This is a genomic window from Limnobaculum xujianqingii (genome assembly GCF_013394855.1).
In the GTDB taxonomy this organism is placed as follows: Bacteria; Pseudomonadota; Gammaproteobacteria; order Enterobacterales; family Enterobacteriaceae; genus Limnobaculum; species Limnobaculum xujianqingii.
Genome location: NZ_JABMLK010000001.1, coordinates 76,739 through 94,803, shown reverse-complemented (window position 1 = coordinate 94,803; position 18,065 = coordinate 76,739). Strand labels below are relative to the sequence as shown.

8 protein-coding genes are annotated in these 18,065 nt (G+C 50.3%); all 8 read right to left on the bottom strand.

Annotation, left to right across the window (positions count from 1 at the left end; genetic code table 11):
- The 8 genes from GOL65_RS00215 to GOL65_RS00180 all read right to left on the bottom strand — a co-directional run bounded on the left by GOL65_RS00215 (position 1) and on the right by GOL65_RS00180 (position 18,058).
- Positions 1-486: an Ig-like domain-containing protein gene (locus tag GOL65_RS00215; RefSeq protein WP_179038100.1), complete on the bottom strand. Its 486-nt coding sequence runs from the start codon at positions 484-486 to the stop codon at positions 1-3.
- The gene (locus GOL65_RS00210) at positions 443-1,303 is read right to left on the bottom strand and encodes an Ig-like domain-containing protein (protein ID WP_228723107.1); all 861 of its coding nucleotides are present in this window, start codon (positions 1,301-1,303) and stop codon (positions 443-445) included. The genes GOL65_RS00215 and GOL65_RS00210 overlap by 44 nt, the downstream gene beginning before the upstream one ends.
- Positions 1,304-1,315: 12 nt before the next feature.
- Positions 1,316-1,663 carry an Ig-like domain-containing protein gene (locus GOL65_RS00205; protein ID WP_179038098.1) on the bottom strand — a complete coding sequence of 116 codons (348 nt, stop codon included), beginning with the start codon at positions 1,661-1,663 and terminating at the stop codon, positions 1,316-1,318.
- Positions 1,650-11,075, bottom strand: coding sequence for an Ig-like domain-containing protein (locus GOL65_RS00200; RefSeq protein ID WP_179038097.1), 9,426 nt, complete (start codon positions 11,073-11,075; stop codon positions 1,650-1,652). The genes GOL65_RS00205 and GOL65_RS00200 overlap by 14 nt, the downstream gene beginning before the upstream one ends.
- Before the next feature lie 1,782 nt (positions 11,076-12,857).
- Positions 12,858-14,780 carry a TolC family protein gene (locus tag GOL65_RS00195; protein WP_179038096.1) on the bottom strand — a complete coding sequence of 641 codons (1,923 nt, stop codon included), beginning with the start codon at positions 14,778-14,780 and terminating at the stop codon, positions 12,858-12,860.
- The gene (locus GOL65_RS00190) at positions 14,770-15,213 is read right to left on the bottom strand and encodes a hypothetical protein (protein ID WP_140920562.1); all 444 of its coding nucleotides are present in this window, start codon (positions 15,211-15,213) and stop codon (positions 14,770-14,772) included. The genes GOL65_RS00195 and GOL65_RS00190 overlap by 11 nt, the downstream gene beginning before the upstream one ends.
- A 7-nt stretch (positions 15,214-15,220) precedes the next feature.
- Complete coding sequence (locus tag GOL65_RS00185) at positions 15,221-16,492, bottom strand: cysteine peptidase family C39 domain-containing protein (protein ID WP_179038095.1); 1,272 nt, start codon at positions 16,490-16,492, stop codon at positions 15,221-15,223.
- A 600-nt stretch (positions 16,493-17,092) separates the two neighbouring features.
- Positions 17,093-18,058, bottom strand: coding sequence for an OmpA family protein (locus GOL65_RS00180; protein WP_140920563.1), 966 nt, complete (start codon positions 18,056-18,058; stop codon positions 17,093-17,095).
- Positions 18,059-18,065 lie beyond the last annotated feature (7 nt).

Sequence of the window (18,065 nt, the reverse complement as noted above, 5' to 3'; positions counted from 1 at the left end):
TCACGTAGACAAGATGGTGTCGCCAGCCGTACCTTCACCCTGAATGGTTGGACGGTTATCGTCGGTAGGATCACCATGAGCAACGTTACCGGTGATGGTACCCACCTGGTCGTCCACGCCGGTGATCTTCAGCTTGTCCGGATCCGGACCGGTAAAGTCCATATTCAACACGAAGTCAGCAGATGGCAGACTCACGTTGCCCGCTTTATCCGTTGAAGTCACATGGAACTTATGCTCACCTTCCACTAATGGTGAGGTTGGCGTAAAGGTCCACTGGCCGGTGATATCATCTGCTACCACGGAGCCCAGTAATGCGCCATCGTCGTACACTTTAACGATGCTGCCCTTCTCGGCTTTACCGGTCAGGGTTGGTGTTGGGTCATCGGTGGCCGCGCCGTTGGTCAGCGTGCCCTGGATAGCCCCCACATCATCCTTCGCCGATTCAATAGTTGGTTGAGTTGGTGCCACGGTGTCGATAGTGAACACAAATGCCGAGGTTGGATCGTGGTGTTGCCGGACAGGTACGGTCGGTGCCGTCACGGTAATGCTGTGGCTGCCGCTGACCTAAATCGGTGGTCGGGGTGAAGCTCCAGCTCTTATCCGCATTCACGGTGGTGGAGCCCAGCAGGGTCGCGCCATCGTAAATCTTGATGATGCTGCCCGGCTTACCGGTACCCACGATTTCCGGACGCGTATCATCGGTCACGCCGTTCGGTGTGATATCACCGGTAATATCGCCAACGTTATCCACCAGCTTATCCAGACGAACTTCAACGCCTGAAGTATCAACCGTAATGTTCACAACCGGAGTGGCATCGCCGGTGTTACCCGCCTTATCCGTTACCGTGGTGGTGAACTTGTAGTCGCCATCCGGCAGCGGTGAACTTGGGGTGAAGCTCCAGTTACCGTCACTACCGACTTTCGCCGTACCCAACAGGTTACCGTCATTGTAGACCGATACGGTACTGCCCGCTTCCGCTTTACCGCTGAAGGTTGGCGTACTGTCATCGGTGGTATCACCGTCTTTCAGCGGTCCCTGATAGGCCCCTTCGTTATCGCTGATCAGCAGGTTTTCTACCGCACCCGGAGGTGTAGTATCGACCGTAAAGTCAAAGATACCGGTCTTATCACTGACCTGGCCAACCGTGTTGGTGGCGTTCGCCGTGATGTTATAGGTGCCGTCTTTCAGTGCAGGCTCTGGCGTAAAGCTCCAGTTACCCTTGTCATCCACTTTAGCCGTACCCAGTACGTTACCGTTGTTGTAGATGGTTACCGTGCCGTTAGCCACCGCCGTACCCTTCAGGTTGGCGTGGCGTCATCGGTCACATCGCCTTTTTGCAGTGCACGGTGGTTGGCCCGACGTTATCTTCCACGCGGTCAATGGTTGGTGGCTGTGGCGGGTTACCGGCCAGCAGGATTTCATAGCCAGCGCTTGGACCGGCCTTGTTGCCCACTGGATCCATTCCACGGCGGTAAATTCGTTCTTACCGGTGGACAGAGCGGTATCCGGACGCAGGGCCCACTTGCCATCACCACCCACGGTGGTTGAGCCCAGCAGGCGATCGCCCATATCGTCTTTCACGTAGACAAAGATGGTGTCGCCAGCCGTACCTTCACCCTGAATGGTTGGACGGTTATCGTCGGTAGGATCACCATGAGCCAACGTTACCGGTGATGGTACCCACCTGGTCGTCCACGCCGGTGATCTTCAGCTTGTCCGGATCCGGACCGGTAAAGTCCATATTCAACACGAAGTCAGCAGATGGCAGACTCACGTTGCCCGCTTTATCCGTTGAAGTCACATGGAACTTATGCTCACCTTCCACTAATGGTGAGGTTTGCGTAAAGGTCCACTGGCCGGTGATATCATCTGCTACCACGGAGCCCAGTAATGCGCCATCGTCGTACACTTTAACGATGCTGCCCTTCTCGGCTTTACCGGTCAGGGTTGGTGTTGGGTCATCGGTGGCCGCGCCGTTGGTCAGCGTGCCCTGGATAGCCCCCACATCATCCTTCGCCGATTCAATAGTTGGTTGAGTTGGTGCCACGGTGTCGATAGTGAACACAAATGCCGAGGTTGGATCGGTGGTGTTGCCGGACAGGTCGGTGGCCGTCACGGTAATGCTGTGGCTGCCCTGACCTAAATCGGTGGTCGGGGTGAAGCTCCAGCTCTTATCCGCATTCACGGTGGTGGAGCCCAGCAGGGTCGCGCCATCGTAAATCTTGATGATGCTGCCCGGCTTACCGGTACCCACGATTTCCGGACGCGTATCATCGGTCACGCCGTTCGGTGTGATATCACCGGTAATATCGCCAACGTTATCCACCAGCTTATCCAGACGAACTTCAACGCCTGAAGTATCAACCGTAATGTTCACAACCGGAGTGGCATCGCCGGTGTTACCCGCTTTGTCGGTTACCGTGGTGGTGAACTTGTAGTCGCCATCCGGCAGTGGTGAACTTGGGGTGAAGCTCCAGTTACCGTCACTACCGACTTTCGCCGTACCCAACAGGTTGCCGTCATTGTAGACCGATACGGTACTGCCCGCTTCCGCTTTGCCGCTGAAGGTCGGGGTACTGTCATCGGTCACGTCACCGTCTTTCAGTGGTCCCTGATAAGCCCCTTCGTTATCGCTGATCAGCAGGTTTTCTACCGCACCCGGAGGGGTAGTATCCACTGTAAAGTCAAAGATACCGGTCTTATCACTGACCTGACCAACCGTGTTGGTGGCGTCCGCCGTGATGTTATAGGTGCCGTCTTTCAGCGCAGGCTCTGGCGTAAAGCTCCAGTTACCCTTGTCATCCACCTTGGCAGTACCCAGTACGTTACCGTTGTTGTAGATGGTTACCGTGCCGTTGGCTACCGCCGTACCCTTCAGGGTTGGCGTGGCGTCATCGGTCACATCGCCTTTTTGCAGTGCACCGGTGGTCGGCCCGACGTTATCTTCCACGCGGTCGATGGTTGGTGGCTGTGGCGGGTTACCGGCCAGCAGGATTTCATAGGCGTCGCTTGGACCGACCTTGTTGCCCACTGGATCCATTTCCACGGCTGTCAGTTCGTTCTTACCGGTGTTTAGCACCACGTCAGGACGCAGACTCCACTTGCCATCACCACCCACAGTGGTTGAGCCCAGCAGGCGATCGCCCATATCGTCTTTGACATAAACAAAGATGGTGTCGCCAGCCGTACCTTCCCCTTTAATGGTCGGACGGTTGTCATCGGTCTCTTTACCTGATTCCACGTTACCGGTGATGGTACCCACGTTGTCGATCACTTCGGTGATCTTCAGCGCATCCGGATCCGGACCAGTAAAGTCCATGGTCAGCACGAAGTCAGCAGATGGCAGACTCACGTTGCCGGCTTTATCCGTTGAGGTTACATGGAACTTATGCTCACCTTCCACTAATGGCGAGGTTGGCGTAAAGGTCCACTGGCCGGTGATATCATCCGCTACCACAGAGCCTAACAGCGCACCGCCATCGTATACCTTAACGATACTGCCCTTCTCGGCCTTACCGGTCAGGGTTGGTGTTGGGTCATCGGTGGCCGCGCCGTTGGTCAGCGTGCCCTGGATAGCCCCCACATCATCCTTCGCCGATTCAATAGTTGGTTGAGTTGGTGCCACGGTGTCGATAGTGAACACAAATGCCGAGGTTGGATCGGTGGTGTTGCCGGACAGGTCGGTGGCCGTCACGGTAATGCTGTGGCTGCCCTGACCTAAATCGGTGGTCGGGGTGAAGCTCCAGCTCTTATCCGCATTCACGGTGGTGGAGCCCAGCAGGGTCGCGCCATCGTAAATCTTGATGATGCTGCCCGGCTTACCGGTACCCACGATTTCCGGACGCGTATCATCGGTCACGCCGTTCGGTGTGATATCACCGGTAATATCGCCAACGTTATCCACCAGCTTATCCAGACGAACTTCAACGCCTGAAGTATCAACCGTAATGTTCACAACCGGAGTGGCATCGCCGGTGTTACCCGCTTTGTCGGTTACCGTGGTGGTGAACTTGTAGTCGCCATCCGGCAGTGGTGAACTTGGGGTGAAGCTCCAGTTACCGTCACTACCGACTTTCGCCGTACCCAACAGGTTGCCGTCATTGTAGACCGATACGGTACTGCCCGCTTCCGCTTTGCCGCTGAAGGTCGGGGTACTGTCATCGGTCACGTCACCGTCTTTCAGTGGTCCCTGATAAGCCCCTTCGTTATCGCTGATCAGCAGGTTTTCTACCGCACCCGGAGGGGTAGTATCCACTGTAAAGTCAAAGATACCGGTCTTATCACTGACCTGACCAACCGTGTTGGTGGCGTCCGCCGTGATGTTATAGGTGCCGTCTTTCAGCGCAGGCTCTGGCGTAAAGCTCCAGTTGCCCTTGTCGTCCACTTTCGCGGTACCCAGTACGTTACCGTTGTTGTAGATGGTTACCGTGCCGTTGGCCACTGCAGTACCCTTCAGGGTTGGCGTGGCGTCATCCGTCACGTCACCTTTTTGCAGCGCACCGGTGGTCGGCCCGACGTTATCTTCCACGCGGTCGATGGTTGGTGGCTGTGGCGGGTTACCGGCCAGCACTATCTCATAGCCAGCACTTGGGCCAACCTGGTTGCCCACTGGATCCATTTCTACAGCGGTAAATTCGTTCTTACCGGTGTTCAGAACGGTATCCGGACGCAGGCTCCACTTGCCGTCATCACCCACGGTGGTTGAGCCCAGCAGGCGATCGCCTAAATCGTCTTTCACGTAGACAAAGATGGTGTCGCCAGCCGTACCTTCCCCTTTAATGGTTGGACGGTTGTCATCGGTTTCTTTACCTGACTCGATATTACCGGTGACTTTACCCACGTTATCAATCACTTCAGTGATCTTCAGTGAGTCCAGATCCGGACGGGTATAATCAGTAGTCAGAATAAAGTCAGCTGATGGAGAGCTGGTATTACCTGCTGCATCGGTGGCAGTTACATGGAACTTGTTCTCACCTTCCGGTACAGGTGTTGACGGTGTAAAGGTCCACTTGCCGGTAGTGCTATCAGCAACGACAGAACCTAACAGAGCGCCATTATCATAGATATTCACCACGCTGCCCTTCTCGGCAGTACCGGTCAGGGTTGGTGTGGAATCGTCCGTCTTATCGTTGTTGTACAGAGTGCCCTGCTTGCTACCCACGTCATCCTGAGCTGACTCAATGGTCGGCTGGTTTGGCGCAGTGGTATCCACGGTGAACTCGAACGCAGAAGTACGATCGCTGGTGTTACCCGCCTGATCTTTGGCAATCACGGTGATGCTGTGTGAGCCTTCTTTCAGTGGGGTGGATGGCGTAAAGCTCCAGGTGCCGTCGGCTTTCACCGTGGTTTCACCCAGTTTCACTGAACCATCATAGATAGTCACGGTGCTGCCCGCTTTACCTTCACCGGTGATTTCCGGTTGAGTATCGTCGGTCACGCCGTTTGGTGCGATATTGCCCTGTTTAGCACCCACATCATCGATTAGCGCACTAATGCTAACGACAACATCAGTAGTATCGATAGTGATAGTCAGAGATGGACCATCAGTGTTGGTGTTACCGGCCTTATCAGTAACGGTTGTGGTAAAGGTATGCTCACCGTCAGGCAGGTTGCTGTCTGGAGTGAATGACCAGTTACCGTTGCTGTCTACTGTCGCAGAGCCAATAGCATCACCGTTGTCATAGATAGTAACCGTGCTGCCCGGTTCCGCTTTGCCGCTAAAGGTTGGCGTTGCGTCATCGGTGGTATCACCATCCAGAATGTAACCCTGCTTGTCACCCACGTTATCGAATACCTGCAGGTTTTCAACGGAGTTCGGCGCTTTGGTATCGACTTCAAAGTTGAAGATACCGGTTGGGTTACTGGTTTGTCCCAGCGGGCTGGTAGCAGTCGCAGTAATGTTGTGCTTACCGTCTGCCAGTGCCGTGGTTGGCTCAAACGTCCATACACCTTTGCTATCAGCGGTGGCGGAACCAATCAGTGTTGCACCGTCATAGATGCGTACCAGATAGCCCGCTTCAGAAGTACCGGTGATAACTGGTTTAGTATCATCTGTCACATCGCCTTTTTGCAATGCACCGGTGATTTCACCCACGTTATCCAGCACGTTCACAATCACTGGTTCGGTTGGACGAGACATATCCAGCGTTACTACGTACTCAGCGCTTGGATCGGTGAAGTTACCTACCGGATCGATTTCTACCGCAGTGAATTTGTTCTCACCCGGCAGTAATGGCGATTCAGGTTGCAGGCTCCACTTACCGTCAGAACCGACAGTGGTGCTACCAATCACATGGTTGCCGGTGGCATCTTCTGCGTACACAATGATAGTGTCGCCAGCAGTACCGGTACCCTGAATGGTTGGACGGCTGTCATCGGTGGCTTTACCGTTTTCGATATTGCCGGTGATTTCACCGTAGTTATCAGCCACACCGGTGATCTTCAGATTAGCTGCATCCGGACCGGTATAGTCGGTGGTCAGGATAAAGTCAGCAGATAGAGAGCTGGTATTACCCGCCGCATCAGTCGCAGTCACATGGAACTTGTGCTCACCTTCACTGATTGGGGTAGATGGCGTAAAGCTCCACTCACCAGTGATGTTATCCGCAGTGACCGAGCCCAGTACGTTGCTTCCGTCATAAATGGTTACGATGCTGCCTTTCTCTGCGCTACCTTTCAGGGTTGGCGTGGAGTCATCGGTGAAACTACCGCTGGCCATTGAACCTTGCTTAGAACCTACATCATCAAATGCAGAATCAATGGTTGGCGTGTTTGGCGCAGTGGTATCAACAGTGAAGTCAAATGCCGCCGTTGGGCCAGTCAGGTTGCCTGCTTTATCGGTCATAGTGACCGTAATGCTGTGCGCACCTTCTTTCAGTTCGGTGGATGGCGTGAAGCTCCAGCTACCGTTGGCTTTCACCGTGGTTTCACCCAGCAGGGTTGAGCCGTCATAGACCTTGATAGTTGCGCCTGGCTTACCTTCGCCGGTAATTTCCGGTTTAGTATCGTCAGTCACACCATTGGCGGTGATATTGCCGGTCACGGTACCCACATCATCGATTAACGCAGTGATGCTGACCGGATCGTTTGAAGTATCAACCGTCAGGGACAGGCCCGGACCATTTGGATTCACGTTACCCGCTTTGTCGGTCACGGTGGTGGTGAAGTTATGATCACCATCAGTCAGTGCCGAGTCAGGAGTAAACGTCCACTTACCTTCACCGTCAACTTTCGCCGTACCCAGCACTTTACCATCGTCATAGATGGTCACGGTGCTACCCGGTTCCGCTTTACCGCTGAAGGTTGGCGTGTTGTCATCGGTGGTATCACCGTTGCTCAGAGGACCCTGATAATCACCAACATTATCAGTCACCACCAGATTTTCAACCGCGTCTGGTGCTTTGGTATCCACTTCAAAGTTGAAGATACCGGTCTTATCGCTGGTTTGACCAACCGGACTGGTGGCAGTCGCAGTGATATTGTGTTTGCCGTCAGCCAGTGCAGTATCCGGAATAAATGTCCAGACGCCTTTGCTGTCAGCCGTCGCTGTACCTAACAGGGTCGCGCCATCATAAATACGAATGGTGTAGCCTGCTTCAGCAGTACCGGTGATGGTTGGTTTATTGTCATCAGTCACATCGCCTTTCTGCAATGGACCCACAATATCACCCACGTTATCCAGTACGTTAACAATCACCGGCTCACTTGGACGGGAAACATCCAGCGTCACGGTATATTGGTTACTTGGGTCAGTTTTGTTGCCTGCCGGGTCCATTTCAACCGCTGTAAACTGGTTGCTGCCCGGCAGTAATGGGGTTTCTGGCTGAATGCTCCACTTACCGTCAGAACCCACAGTGCCGCGACCAATTTCATGGTTGCCGGTGCCATCGTTCACATACAGGATGATGGTATCGCCAGTAGTACCTGTACCGCTGATAACCGGACGGCTGTCATCGGTAGCACCACCATTGGTGATGTTGCCAGTGATTTCACCGTAGTTATCCATCACGCCAGTGATAGACAGGTTGGCTGGATTTGGTGGAGTGGTATCTACCACGAAATCGAAACTGTCAGACGGATCGCTTTCGTTACCCGCTTTATCGGTTTCGGTCACAGTAATGCTGTGCGGACCATCAACCAGATCTTCTTCTGGTGTGAAGCTCCATGCACCGTTTTCATCAACGATAGCAGTACCAATAACGTTCTCGCCGTCTTTAACCGTGATGGTGTTACCCGGCTCGCCTTCACCAGTGAAGGTTGGGGTCTTATCGTCAGTTTCATCACCCGGTTTGATAGCGCCGGTGATATCACCTTCGTTATCAATGACACTACCTAACTCCGGTTTGGCCGGTGCGGTAGTATCCACTTCAAAGTCGATTGGATCAGACGGATCGCTTTCATTACCCGCTTTATCGGTTTCGGTCACAGTAATGCTGTGCGGACCATCAACCAGATCTTCTTCTGGTGTGAAGCTCCATGCACCGTTTTCATCAACGATAGCAGTACCAATAACGTTCTCGCCGTCTTTAACCGTGATGGTGTTACCCGGCTCGCCTTCACCAGTGAAGGTTGGGGTCTTATCGTCAGTTTCATCACCCGGTTTGATAGCGCCGGTGATATCACCTTCGTTATCAATGACACTACCTAACTCCGGTTTGGCCGGTGCGGTAGTATCCACTTCAAAGTCGATTGGATCAGACGGATCGCTTTCATTACCCGCTTTATCGGTTTCGGTCACAGTAATGCTGTGCGGACCATCAACCAGATCTTCTTCTGGTGTGAAGCTCCATGCACCGTTTTCATCAACGATAGCAGTACCAATAACGTTCTCGCCGTCTTTAACCGTGATGGTGTTACCCGGCTCGCCTTCACCAGTGAAGGTTGGGGTCTTATCGTCAGTTTCATCACCCGGTTTGATAGCGCCGGTGATATCACCTTCGTTATCAATGACACTACCTAACTCCGGTTTGGCCGGTGCGGTAGTATCCACTTCAAAGTCGATTGGATCAGACGGATCGCTTTCATTACCCGCTTTATCGGTTTCGGTCACAGTAATGCTGTGCGGACCATCAACCAGATCTTCTTCTGGTGTGAAGCTCCATGCACCGTTTTCATCAACAATAGCAGTACCAATAACGTTCTCGCCGTCTTTAACCGTGATGGTGTTACCCGGCTCGCCTTCACCAGTGAAGGTTGGGGTCTTATCGTCAGTTTCATCACCCGGTTTGATAGCGCCGGTGATATCACCTTCGTTATCAATGACACTACCTAACTCCGGTTTGGCCGGTGCGGTAGTATCCACTTCAAAGTCGATTGGATCAGACGGATCGCTTTCATTACCCGCTTTATCGGTTTCGGTCACAGTAATGCTGTGCGGACCATCAACCAGATCTTCTTCTGGTGTGAAGCTCCATGCACCGTTTTCATCAACGATAGCAGTACCAATAACGTTCTCGCCGTCTTTAACCGTGATGGTGTTACCCGGCTCGCCTTCACCAGTGAAGGTTGGGGTCTTATCGTCAGTTTCATCACCCGGTTTGATAGCGCCGGTGATATCACCTTCGTTATCAATGACACTACCTAACTCCGGTTTGGCCGGTGCGGTAGTATCCACTTCAAAGTCGATTGGATCAGACGGATCGCTTTCATTACCCGCTTTATCGGTTTCGGTGACCACTAAACTGTGTTCACCTTCACCTAACGGCTGTTCTGGTTGAACGGTCCACTTACCGTCTTCGTCCACGGTTGCGGTGCCCAGTACATTACCGTCTTCGTCTTTCAGAGTAATGGTGCTGCCCGGTTCGCCTTCACCGCTGAACTCCGGACGAGTTTCATCGGTTACGTCGCCTGAATTAATTGGGCCAGTGATGCTGCCAGTGTTATCCGTTACGCCGCCAATGGTTGGTTTTTCTGGCGCAGTAGTATCAACGTTAAAATCAAAGGTTGGAGAGGTTTCGCTGGTATTACCGGCGGTGTCGGTTTCCGTTACGGTAACCTGATAGTGACCATCTGCCAGATCGGCGGTTGGCGTCCAGCTCCAGGTGCCATCGGAACCAACAGTAGTTTTACCTGCTTCTTTGCCATCGATATAAATCGTGATGGTGCTACCGGTTTCACCTTTGCCGGTGAATTCAGGGCGAGCATCATCGGTGGTTGCACCGTTGGCGATTGGGCCTTGGATCGCTCCCACATCATCCAGCGCTTCAAACATTGGTTTGTTTGGCGCTACGGTATCAACAACGAAAATAAAGTCATCAGACGGGCTGCTGATCTGACCTTCAGGATTAGTTTGCGTGATGATGATTTTATGAGCACCTTCGCTTAACGCCGTCTCTGGTGTAAAGCTCCAGTTACCATCCGCGCCAACAACGGCAGAACCAATGACTTTGCCGTTATCGTAAATAGTAATGATGTTACCCGCGTCACCAGTACCGAAAATAGTCGGTTTGGTTTCATCGGTGGTTGAACCGTAAGAGATTGGTCCGGTAATATCGCCGGTCGCATCCGTTGCGCCGCTCAGCGTTGGTACAGAAGCCGGAGTTGGTCCCGGAGAAGAGCCATCGTCTTTGTTATGCTCATAAATGGCATTACCGACAATACCACCGATAACGGCTGCACCCAGGAACCATGGCCATAAAGCCAGCAGTCCAAAGTCATTGTTTTCGGTATTTTCAAACAGATAAGCACCGTCACCCATTGGCATACCACCAAGAGCAGCAGGTGCAAAGCTACCATCGTTAAACAGGTAGCCATCGCCCAAAGCCGAACCATCGGTGATTACATAGGCGTAAACCTGGCCATCCTCTGCCATACCCAGTAACGGCGTGTTATCGCCGGATACATAGTAATCTTCAATAACGATTGCGGGAGCTGAATCCCCTTCCAGAATAACGTACAGATCGTCACCATTGCGCTGCAGAGTTACGTTCTCTGGCGCATAGTTGTCATCTTTATTCTTTAGGAGATACTTATTACCCGGTTGGATTTTTATTTTGATGGGCTTGCCTGAACTAACAGCAACCACTTGAGAGGCGCCACTTCCTGAATTAACCAATAAACTGGCATTCGTATTCATACTAGAATAACTCCTTTATCCTTATAACTATTCCCAAAAGAAGCACTCAGCCAGGCATATTTATTACCCTTAACCGAACCTTCTCAAAAAGCGAACACAACACCTTTGACAGGTGAAACAATATTCGACTTATGCAACATATTAACCCAGATCGCAAAATATATGCGATCTAATGATCTGCAATATGATTAATATAGAAGTTATGTTCTGTTAATTTTTGAGATTTTGGCAATAAATTCCAAAATGTGTATGAATGGCAGACAAACTGAAACCAAAATAAAGAAAAAAAGACATAATGTAATAATTTCTAATAAATCAATTGACGCAATACACATTTTTAAGGTGTTGTTATTAATAATGATAACAACACCTTAAAGTAAACAAAAAATCAGACAACAAAAAATAAATCATTTAAAAACAATGATATATAAACAAAAATCAATAAATTACAAATCAGGGTAACTATTTACAGACGCAATAATTACACATAGTAATTTAATTCGCAAACACATATTAGATATATTTCAAACAAGTTCTAATTTCAATCCGCACATCAAAACATAAAAATAATAAAAATCAAGTAGATATTTTAATTCGCACACATTAACTAACCCAACAAGTAGACTACCATACCAATATTAAAGACACAGAATTAGATAAAGAAAATAATAAATACAGAATCACAAAAAAACACTTTAATTAAAATTAACAACGTAATTAAATTAAAATAAAAATAACAAAAAAGCAACATAAATATTTAATTAAAATAAAATAAAATAAAATAAAATAAAATAAAATAAAATAACAACAAGTTAATTAACATTTGTTCAAAAATGAATAGTTAGATTATTTATAATAAAAATTATCAAATTAAATATAATTCTTTATTTTATATGGATAAAATAAAGAAAACAAAAACCATTACCACTTAATTAGACAAACATAAATAGCAACAACACGTTAATGTTTTGAAAATAACATCACGGTATAAATCACACTTCGAATGCGTTACTGAAAGGCCTTTCAAAAAAAGATAGTAACGTTCGATATGAACTCTTACACCTCTCATTGTGGGGCTGCAAGGGCTTTTAAAGGTGCTGAAAGGGGGGATTCTTGTGCTCACCATTTATTGATATTGAGCAATGATACTACGCTATAAAATAGGGAGTGGTGTTTTGGGGTAACGGCTAACAATGCTTATCTTACGCTCTCAAACCGATAACAACTGACCTGAATACCCGAACAGGCCGAACAATATGACCAGGGTGTAAGAAAAGCGTTGTGACAGAATCACTGTCTACTTAAACGTAAAAAGAGCAACCACCCGGCTGCTCTTTTTTCAATATAATTAATAAGATAAAGATATTTTAGTGAAAATTTATTTGTCAGATACCCTCCAGTAACTTGATATGAGCCTGCACTGTTGCTAAACGGACCTGCATTTCAAAACTTATCTGCTCCGGGGTGTGATTTTGTGCCCACAAACGTTCTATTTGAGCAGCTATATTCTGTTCTTTGCCCTTATACACATAAGTGGTCTGAAAAGTTCTACGGCAATTCATACAGTAATAACGTTGAAGACCCGTTCTACCGGTTCCATGCCTCTTGGTACAATCACCTCTGCCACAGTAATGGCATATGGGTGTTGTTCTTTTTAAGTTAATATTCATACTCTGCTCCAAACTGGCCAACATAAGATACCTCCTTGTAATACATTGATATAAATAACTTTTATTGATTTAAACCCGGCTACATCTACACGAACTGCACGAGTTTGGCCGTTCAGTAAACCGGCATATTCAACCAACCCAATAACATGGCGGACTCCGCCATGATGTTGATGTTGGCGGTATAACCATCGAACTCATTATTGATGGCTGAAATCTGGTTATTAAAGTGGTCGTTCTCTGCGGTAAGCACATCTAGCAGTGAGCGCTTACCCAGGTAGTACCACTGCTCATAGAACATGGTTCTGACCCGATCGGTTTCCGACGACAGTGCCCGATACTCTTTCGCCCTTTCAAAAGCGGAATCACGCACCTGGATCATGCTGCGGATTTTGTATTTCAGTTCCAATACTGTGGTTTCAAACTGCATCTGGGTGGCCTGTGCACGTTGTACTGCTGCAGCCTGAGATGCTGACGCTGAACCACCGGTAAACAGATCCCACTCCACATTGATGCCCGTATACCAGGATTGTTCGTCACCGTAGGTGTCTTTGGCGGTGCTTTTTGACACCACCCAATTGATATTAGGATAAGCAGAGGATTTGATGGCATCCGCTTTATGCAGGCTGGCCTGAACTTCCGCTTTCGCCCGTTGGATTTGTGGATGGTTATCCAGCGAGGCTAAAATGCTGCCCGAACTGATATTAGACTCATCCCACGCCAGATTTTCTGGCAACTGAGCTTCACGCCCCAGCAGACGGGTCATCTTAATCTGGGTATCGCGCCAGCTGCTTTCCAGCTGCTGCACGTTAGTCTGGGCTTGCAATAGTTTGGCGCGGGCCTGTACCAGTTCGCTGCCGCGGCCTTTGTCGGTCTGGGTAATTTGTGACAGCATATTCACCAGATCCGACATTCGCTTTTCGTAAGCCTTTGCCACTTTGATGTCTTTTTGAAACTTATCCAACGTTAACAGGCCCTCAATGGTCTGATAGGCAATCTGGTTACGGGTTAACTTCACCGCCTGTAACGATGACTTAGACAGTTCTTCCGCACTCTGAATACCGCTGCCAGTTTTGCCAAAATCAAACACCGTTGTGGTTACCGAGACTGAACCACTGGTATCACTCACATCGGAAGAGTTATTGTTGCGGGTACCGCTACCAAAGTTAGAAACAGGCGAGTTAGCGCCTACTTTTACCTGCGGCCAGCGGGTACCTTTGATTTCATCCACATCATATTTAGCGGCGGTAAATGCAGCCTGGGCATTACGAATTTCCGGGCTGAAGTTCAATGCCTGACGCACGGTGGTTTTCACAAACTCAATAGAGGGAATACCCTTGCCAGCCACCGGTGGCTTAGTTGCGTAACCGGAGGATTTCACCGTAATACCCGTATTTTGACTATTATCTGGTGGGGTCAGTGAAGTATCCGTAACCACCCAGTTCAGAATATCCTGCTGAACCTTGTCATCTGTTTTAGTAAAGTCGCTATTATTAGCTGCTGCTGGCTGAACCAGCGGCCGGGTATCTGCCAGTAACGTCGCCTGTTTGCTTTCATCCGGTTTCACCGGCGTGGATACCGTCATCGGTTCGCTATCCGATGCCAGATCGCTAAAGGCAAGTTGCTCCGTATCATGACTGCTGGCCGTTGCCACCGTAGTTTTAACACTGGACGGCTGACTGGCTGCGATAGGCGCAGGGTTCCGTGCATTACGCTTTGGTTCAGGCTCCGTTACCTGAACTGGTGTGGTATTGGCGATGGTTTCTACTTTGTTATCCGCTGCATCAATAGCGGTAAACTCCAGCGCATCATTATCTGACGCTGACACCACTGCTGTTGATGGTTTAACCTGTTGAGATGAACTGTCTTTTACCACCCAACTTTTACCATCACGCCCTACCGTAGCGATCGGTGCAGTGACTATTGGGACAATCGGTGCCGGATTTTGTGCGGTTCTGACCGGTTGCGGTTCTGCGATAGCAACAGGTGCGCTACTGGTAGCAGCTTCGGGCATGGTATCCGCAGATTCAATGTCCATCAGCTCGATCATCATGATCTGATTTAGCTATAGATACTGTTGGCTGACGTACGGGTTCCGGCCTGGACTGGATCGGGGCTTCCTCTACCCAACCTTGTTGGTTGGTTGTTGGTTTCTCTGTCACAGACCAACGATTACCATCGCGACCTACCGTAGATACCGGTGCGGGTGGTGGCACAATAATCGCCGGAGTCACCTCACGGGCAGCCGTTGCAGAAACCGGTGTTGGCGTGATAATCACCGGTTCAGTCTGTGCCACAGGCATGGCAACCGCTTTCGGTTTTACCGCCGGTGGAGGGGGCTGATTTACCGCACCTGCACGACGCCCCGGCTGTAACGCCTGCAATAATTTATCGTCCACCTGTGCTGACATGGCGGTTGTCACCGTTACGGACAAAGATAATGTCAGCAGGGCCAGTTGTTTCATCTTCATATATTTATTAACGCTCCCGGAACGCTTCTCTGGCTTTCAAGACTGGTTTCAGGATGTAATCCAGTATGGTTTTCTCCCCCGTTCTGATTTCTACCGTGGCTATCATGCCCGGCATAATCGGGAACACCTTGTCTTTAGCGGTTAACGCCGCTTTGTCCGTACGTACTAACACCCGGTAGTAGGTTGTATCACCACGACCCTGACGCATCTTGTCTTCATCTTTCAGGGTATCGGCACTGATATGTTCCAGCGTACCGCTTAATCCACCGTAAATGGCGTAGTCATAAGCGGTAATTTTGACGGTAGCCTTCAGACCGGGATGCAGGAATGCCACATCGGACGGTTTAATCTTCGCTTCTACCAGCAGTTGGTCTTCCAGATAGATAATGAACAGAAACAGGGCACAGAACGGCAGATCCGACAGGGTCGACAGGGTTGCCGAGGTGACGAAATCACGCACCGATTCAAATTCACGCAGCTGGTTAGCAAAAGCCCCGGAGGACTGCGGTTTGCTCTCCATGCGGATCCCCAGTACCTGTCTGAACAGCATGGTACCCAATAGTAAGTCGGCTTTTTTACCCGCAATATCAAACAGGTGAGCCCTGACTAACCGGGAGACAAACTCGAAGATGATGGCGATGAACACGCCAATACCCAGTGACCATAAGGTGACATAAGCCTGGGTTGGCACCACCCGGTCATACACGTTCATGGTGAAGAAGGTGGAGGCCAGTGTCAGGATGTTAGCCAGCAGTGCCGCCATTGCCGCACTGGCAAAATAGTGGCGGTAGCGCCACAGAGTAGAAAACAGCCAGTGACCTTCTTTATTTGGCTCCGGCAGACAGTCGTTGCTGCGTTCATCCAGTTTCGGCTTGGGGTTACACAACAGGGCGTAACCGGAGTACATCTCTTCCAGCGCGCGGGCCGACAGCGTCACTTCACCGCCGTTTTCCGGCAGGATCACGCGGTAAGATGAACCGGCACCCTTGCCGCTGCTGCGTTCGGTGACGATGCAGTGGCTGCCGTCTTTGCGAGTTAGCACCACCGGGAACAGATAGGAGAATAGCTGATCTAAATCCCGCTCCACCCAGGCAACGCCCATACCTATCTGGTCCAGCATGCGCAGGGCAAGCTGGGAGGTGAGTTTCGGCTCTTTAGGCAGCCCGGCATACAATACCGCTGCGCTGGCCGGTTTATTGTAGTATGCGGCCAGCCACTGAACGGACCAGAGCAAACTGTCTTGTTGAGCGTCCGTTGCGGGGGCGAAATCCTGACTCATAGTTTTGGTTATTCCTGTTGTTGTTACTTTTATCTGTTGATATGGGTAGCAGACTCGCTGGAATCTGCTGGCCGTATCATTGGGTTAATGTGTTGTTTTAAATTATTAAATTAGCTTTTGTGGATATTCCGGCCGTAAAGGTAATGTGCTTATATCGCCTTTATATTCGGCCGGAAGACCGCTGTACTTAGCCCTTGTGGGCGTCGGGCCTAGTCCGCCTAGGGGCACTTCGTTGGCTTACGCCAAGTCGACCCCAACGGCGGCCTCTCCCTCCGATTGGCTTTGGTTAGTTCAAAATTCAAAACCATTCGGCTTTTTTGGATATTCCGGCCGTAAAGGCAATGTGCTTATATCGCCTTTATATTCGGCCGGAAGACCGGTTGTTCTTAGCCCTTGTGGGCGTCGGGCCTGGATTCCCTAGGGGCGCTTCGTTGGCTTGCGCCAAGTCGACCCCAACGGCAATCTCTCCCTCCGATTGGCTTTGATAACTTCAAAATTCAAGACCATTCGTTTTACTAACGTTGAAACTATTTCTTTTTAACTATCAAACCGGTTGGTACAAATTCAGATACCAAACCGGTTTGGTTTGCTTTATTACTATTAATAACCTGCGTCGGTTTGGATCATGGTGTCGACGCGGCGGTTAGCTCGGTTACAGAAGTTGCGTTCGTTGTTTGGCAGGCCGGTGCAATCAACCGTTGGGTTGTTGGCGCCCTGACCGCTGGTGAACAGTACTGATGGTGATACGCCGTAGGAGACCAGCATTTTCTTCACGGTTTCTGCACGTTGTACTGACAGCTTCTGGTTAAAGGTGGCATTACCTACCGGGTCTGCATGACCAACCAGATTTACGCGGGTTACGTTTGGTAATCCGTTGATGTGGTTTGCCATGTTTTGTACGATTTCCACGCCGCCTGCTTCGATATCCGATACTTTTTTACCGGCGAAGCTGAACAGTACGTTACCTAACTGTGAACCACCCACGTAGTCACAGGCGCGTACTGCGGAAGCGCGGTTAATGGTCGCACCACCTTTATAGCCAAACAGTTTGCTTTCCGCCTGACTACGGGTCACTGCGATTGGTGTGCCCGCGCCCGGTACCTGACTGGCTTCGATAAAGTAAGTCTTGCCACCATTTAAACGAGCAATCGATTTTGGCGTTTCTTTACCGCCGTAGTTCGGTGCATCGTCCGCGTAGGCTTCGATAATGTGTTTGCCAGGCTCCACGCAGAATACGGTGAACTCACCGTTTCTTAATGCGCCCTGAAATTCACGGTCGATGTAAACGTTAGATACACCTACGTCTGCACCACCCGTTGTACGGTAGAACACGACCTGCGCCAGATTCTCACTCACTCTGGCTACCGGTACGTACTGAGTGCCGGTATGAGTCAGTACTACCGGTGCAGCAGCAGTAGCGGCTTCTTCCGTTGAGCTGATTTCCATAACATCGTTGGCGTTAGCCATGACGTTAAACGCCAGTAATGCAGGCACCACACTCGCAGCAGATACGCGTAATAGCGTTGTCAGCTTATTCACTTCAGACCTCTTGTTTTCCCTAAACATGTTTACT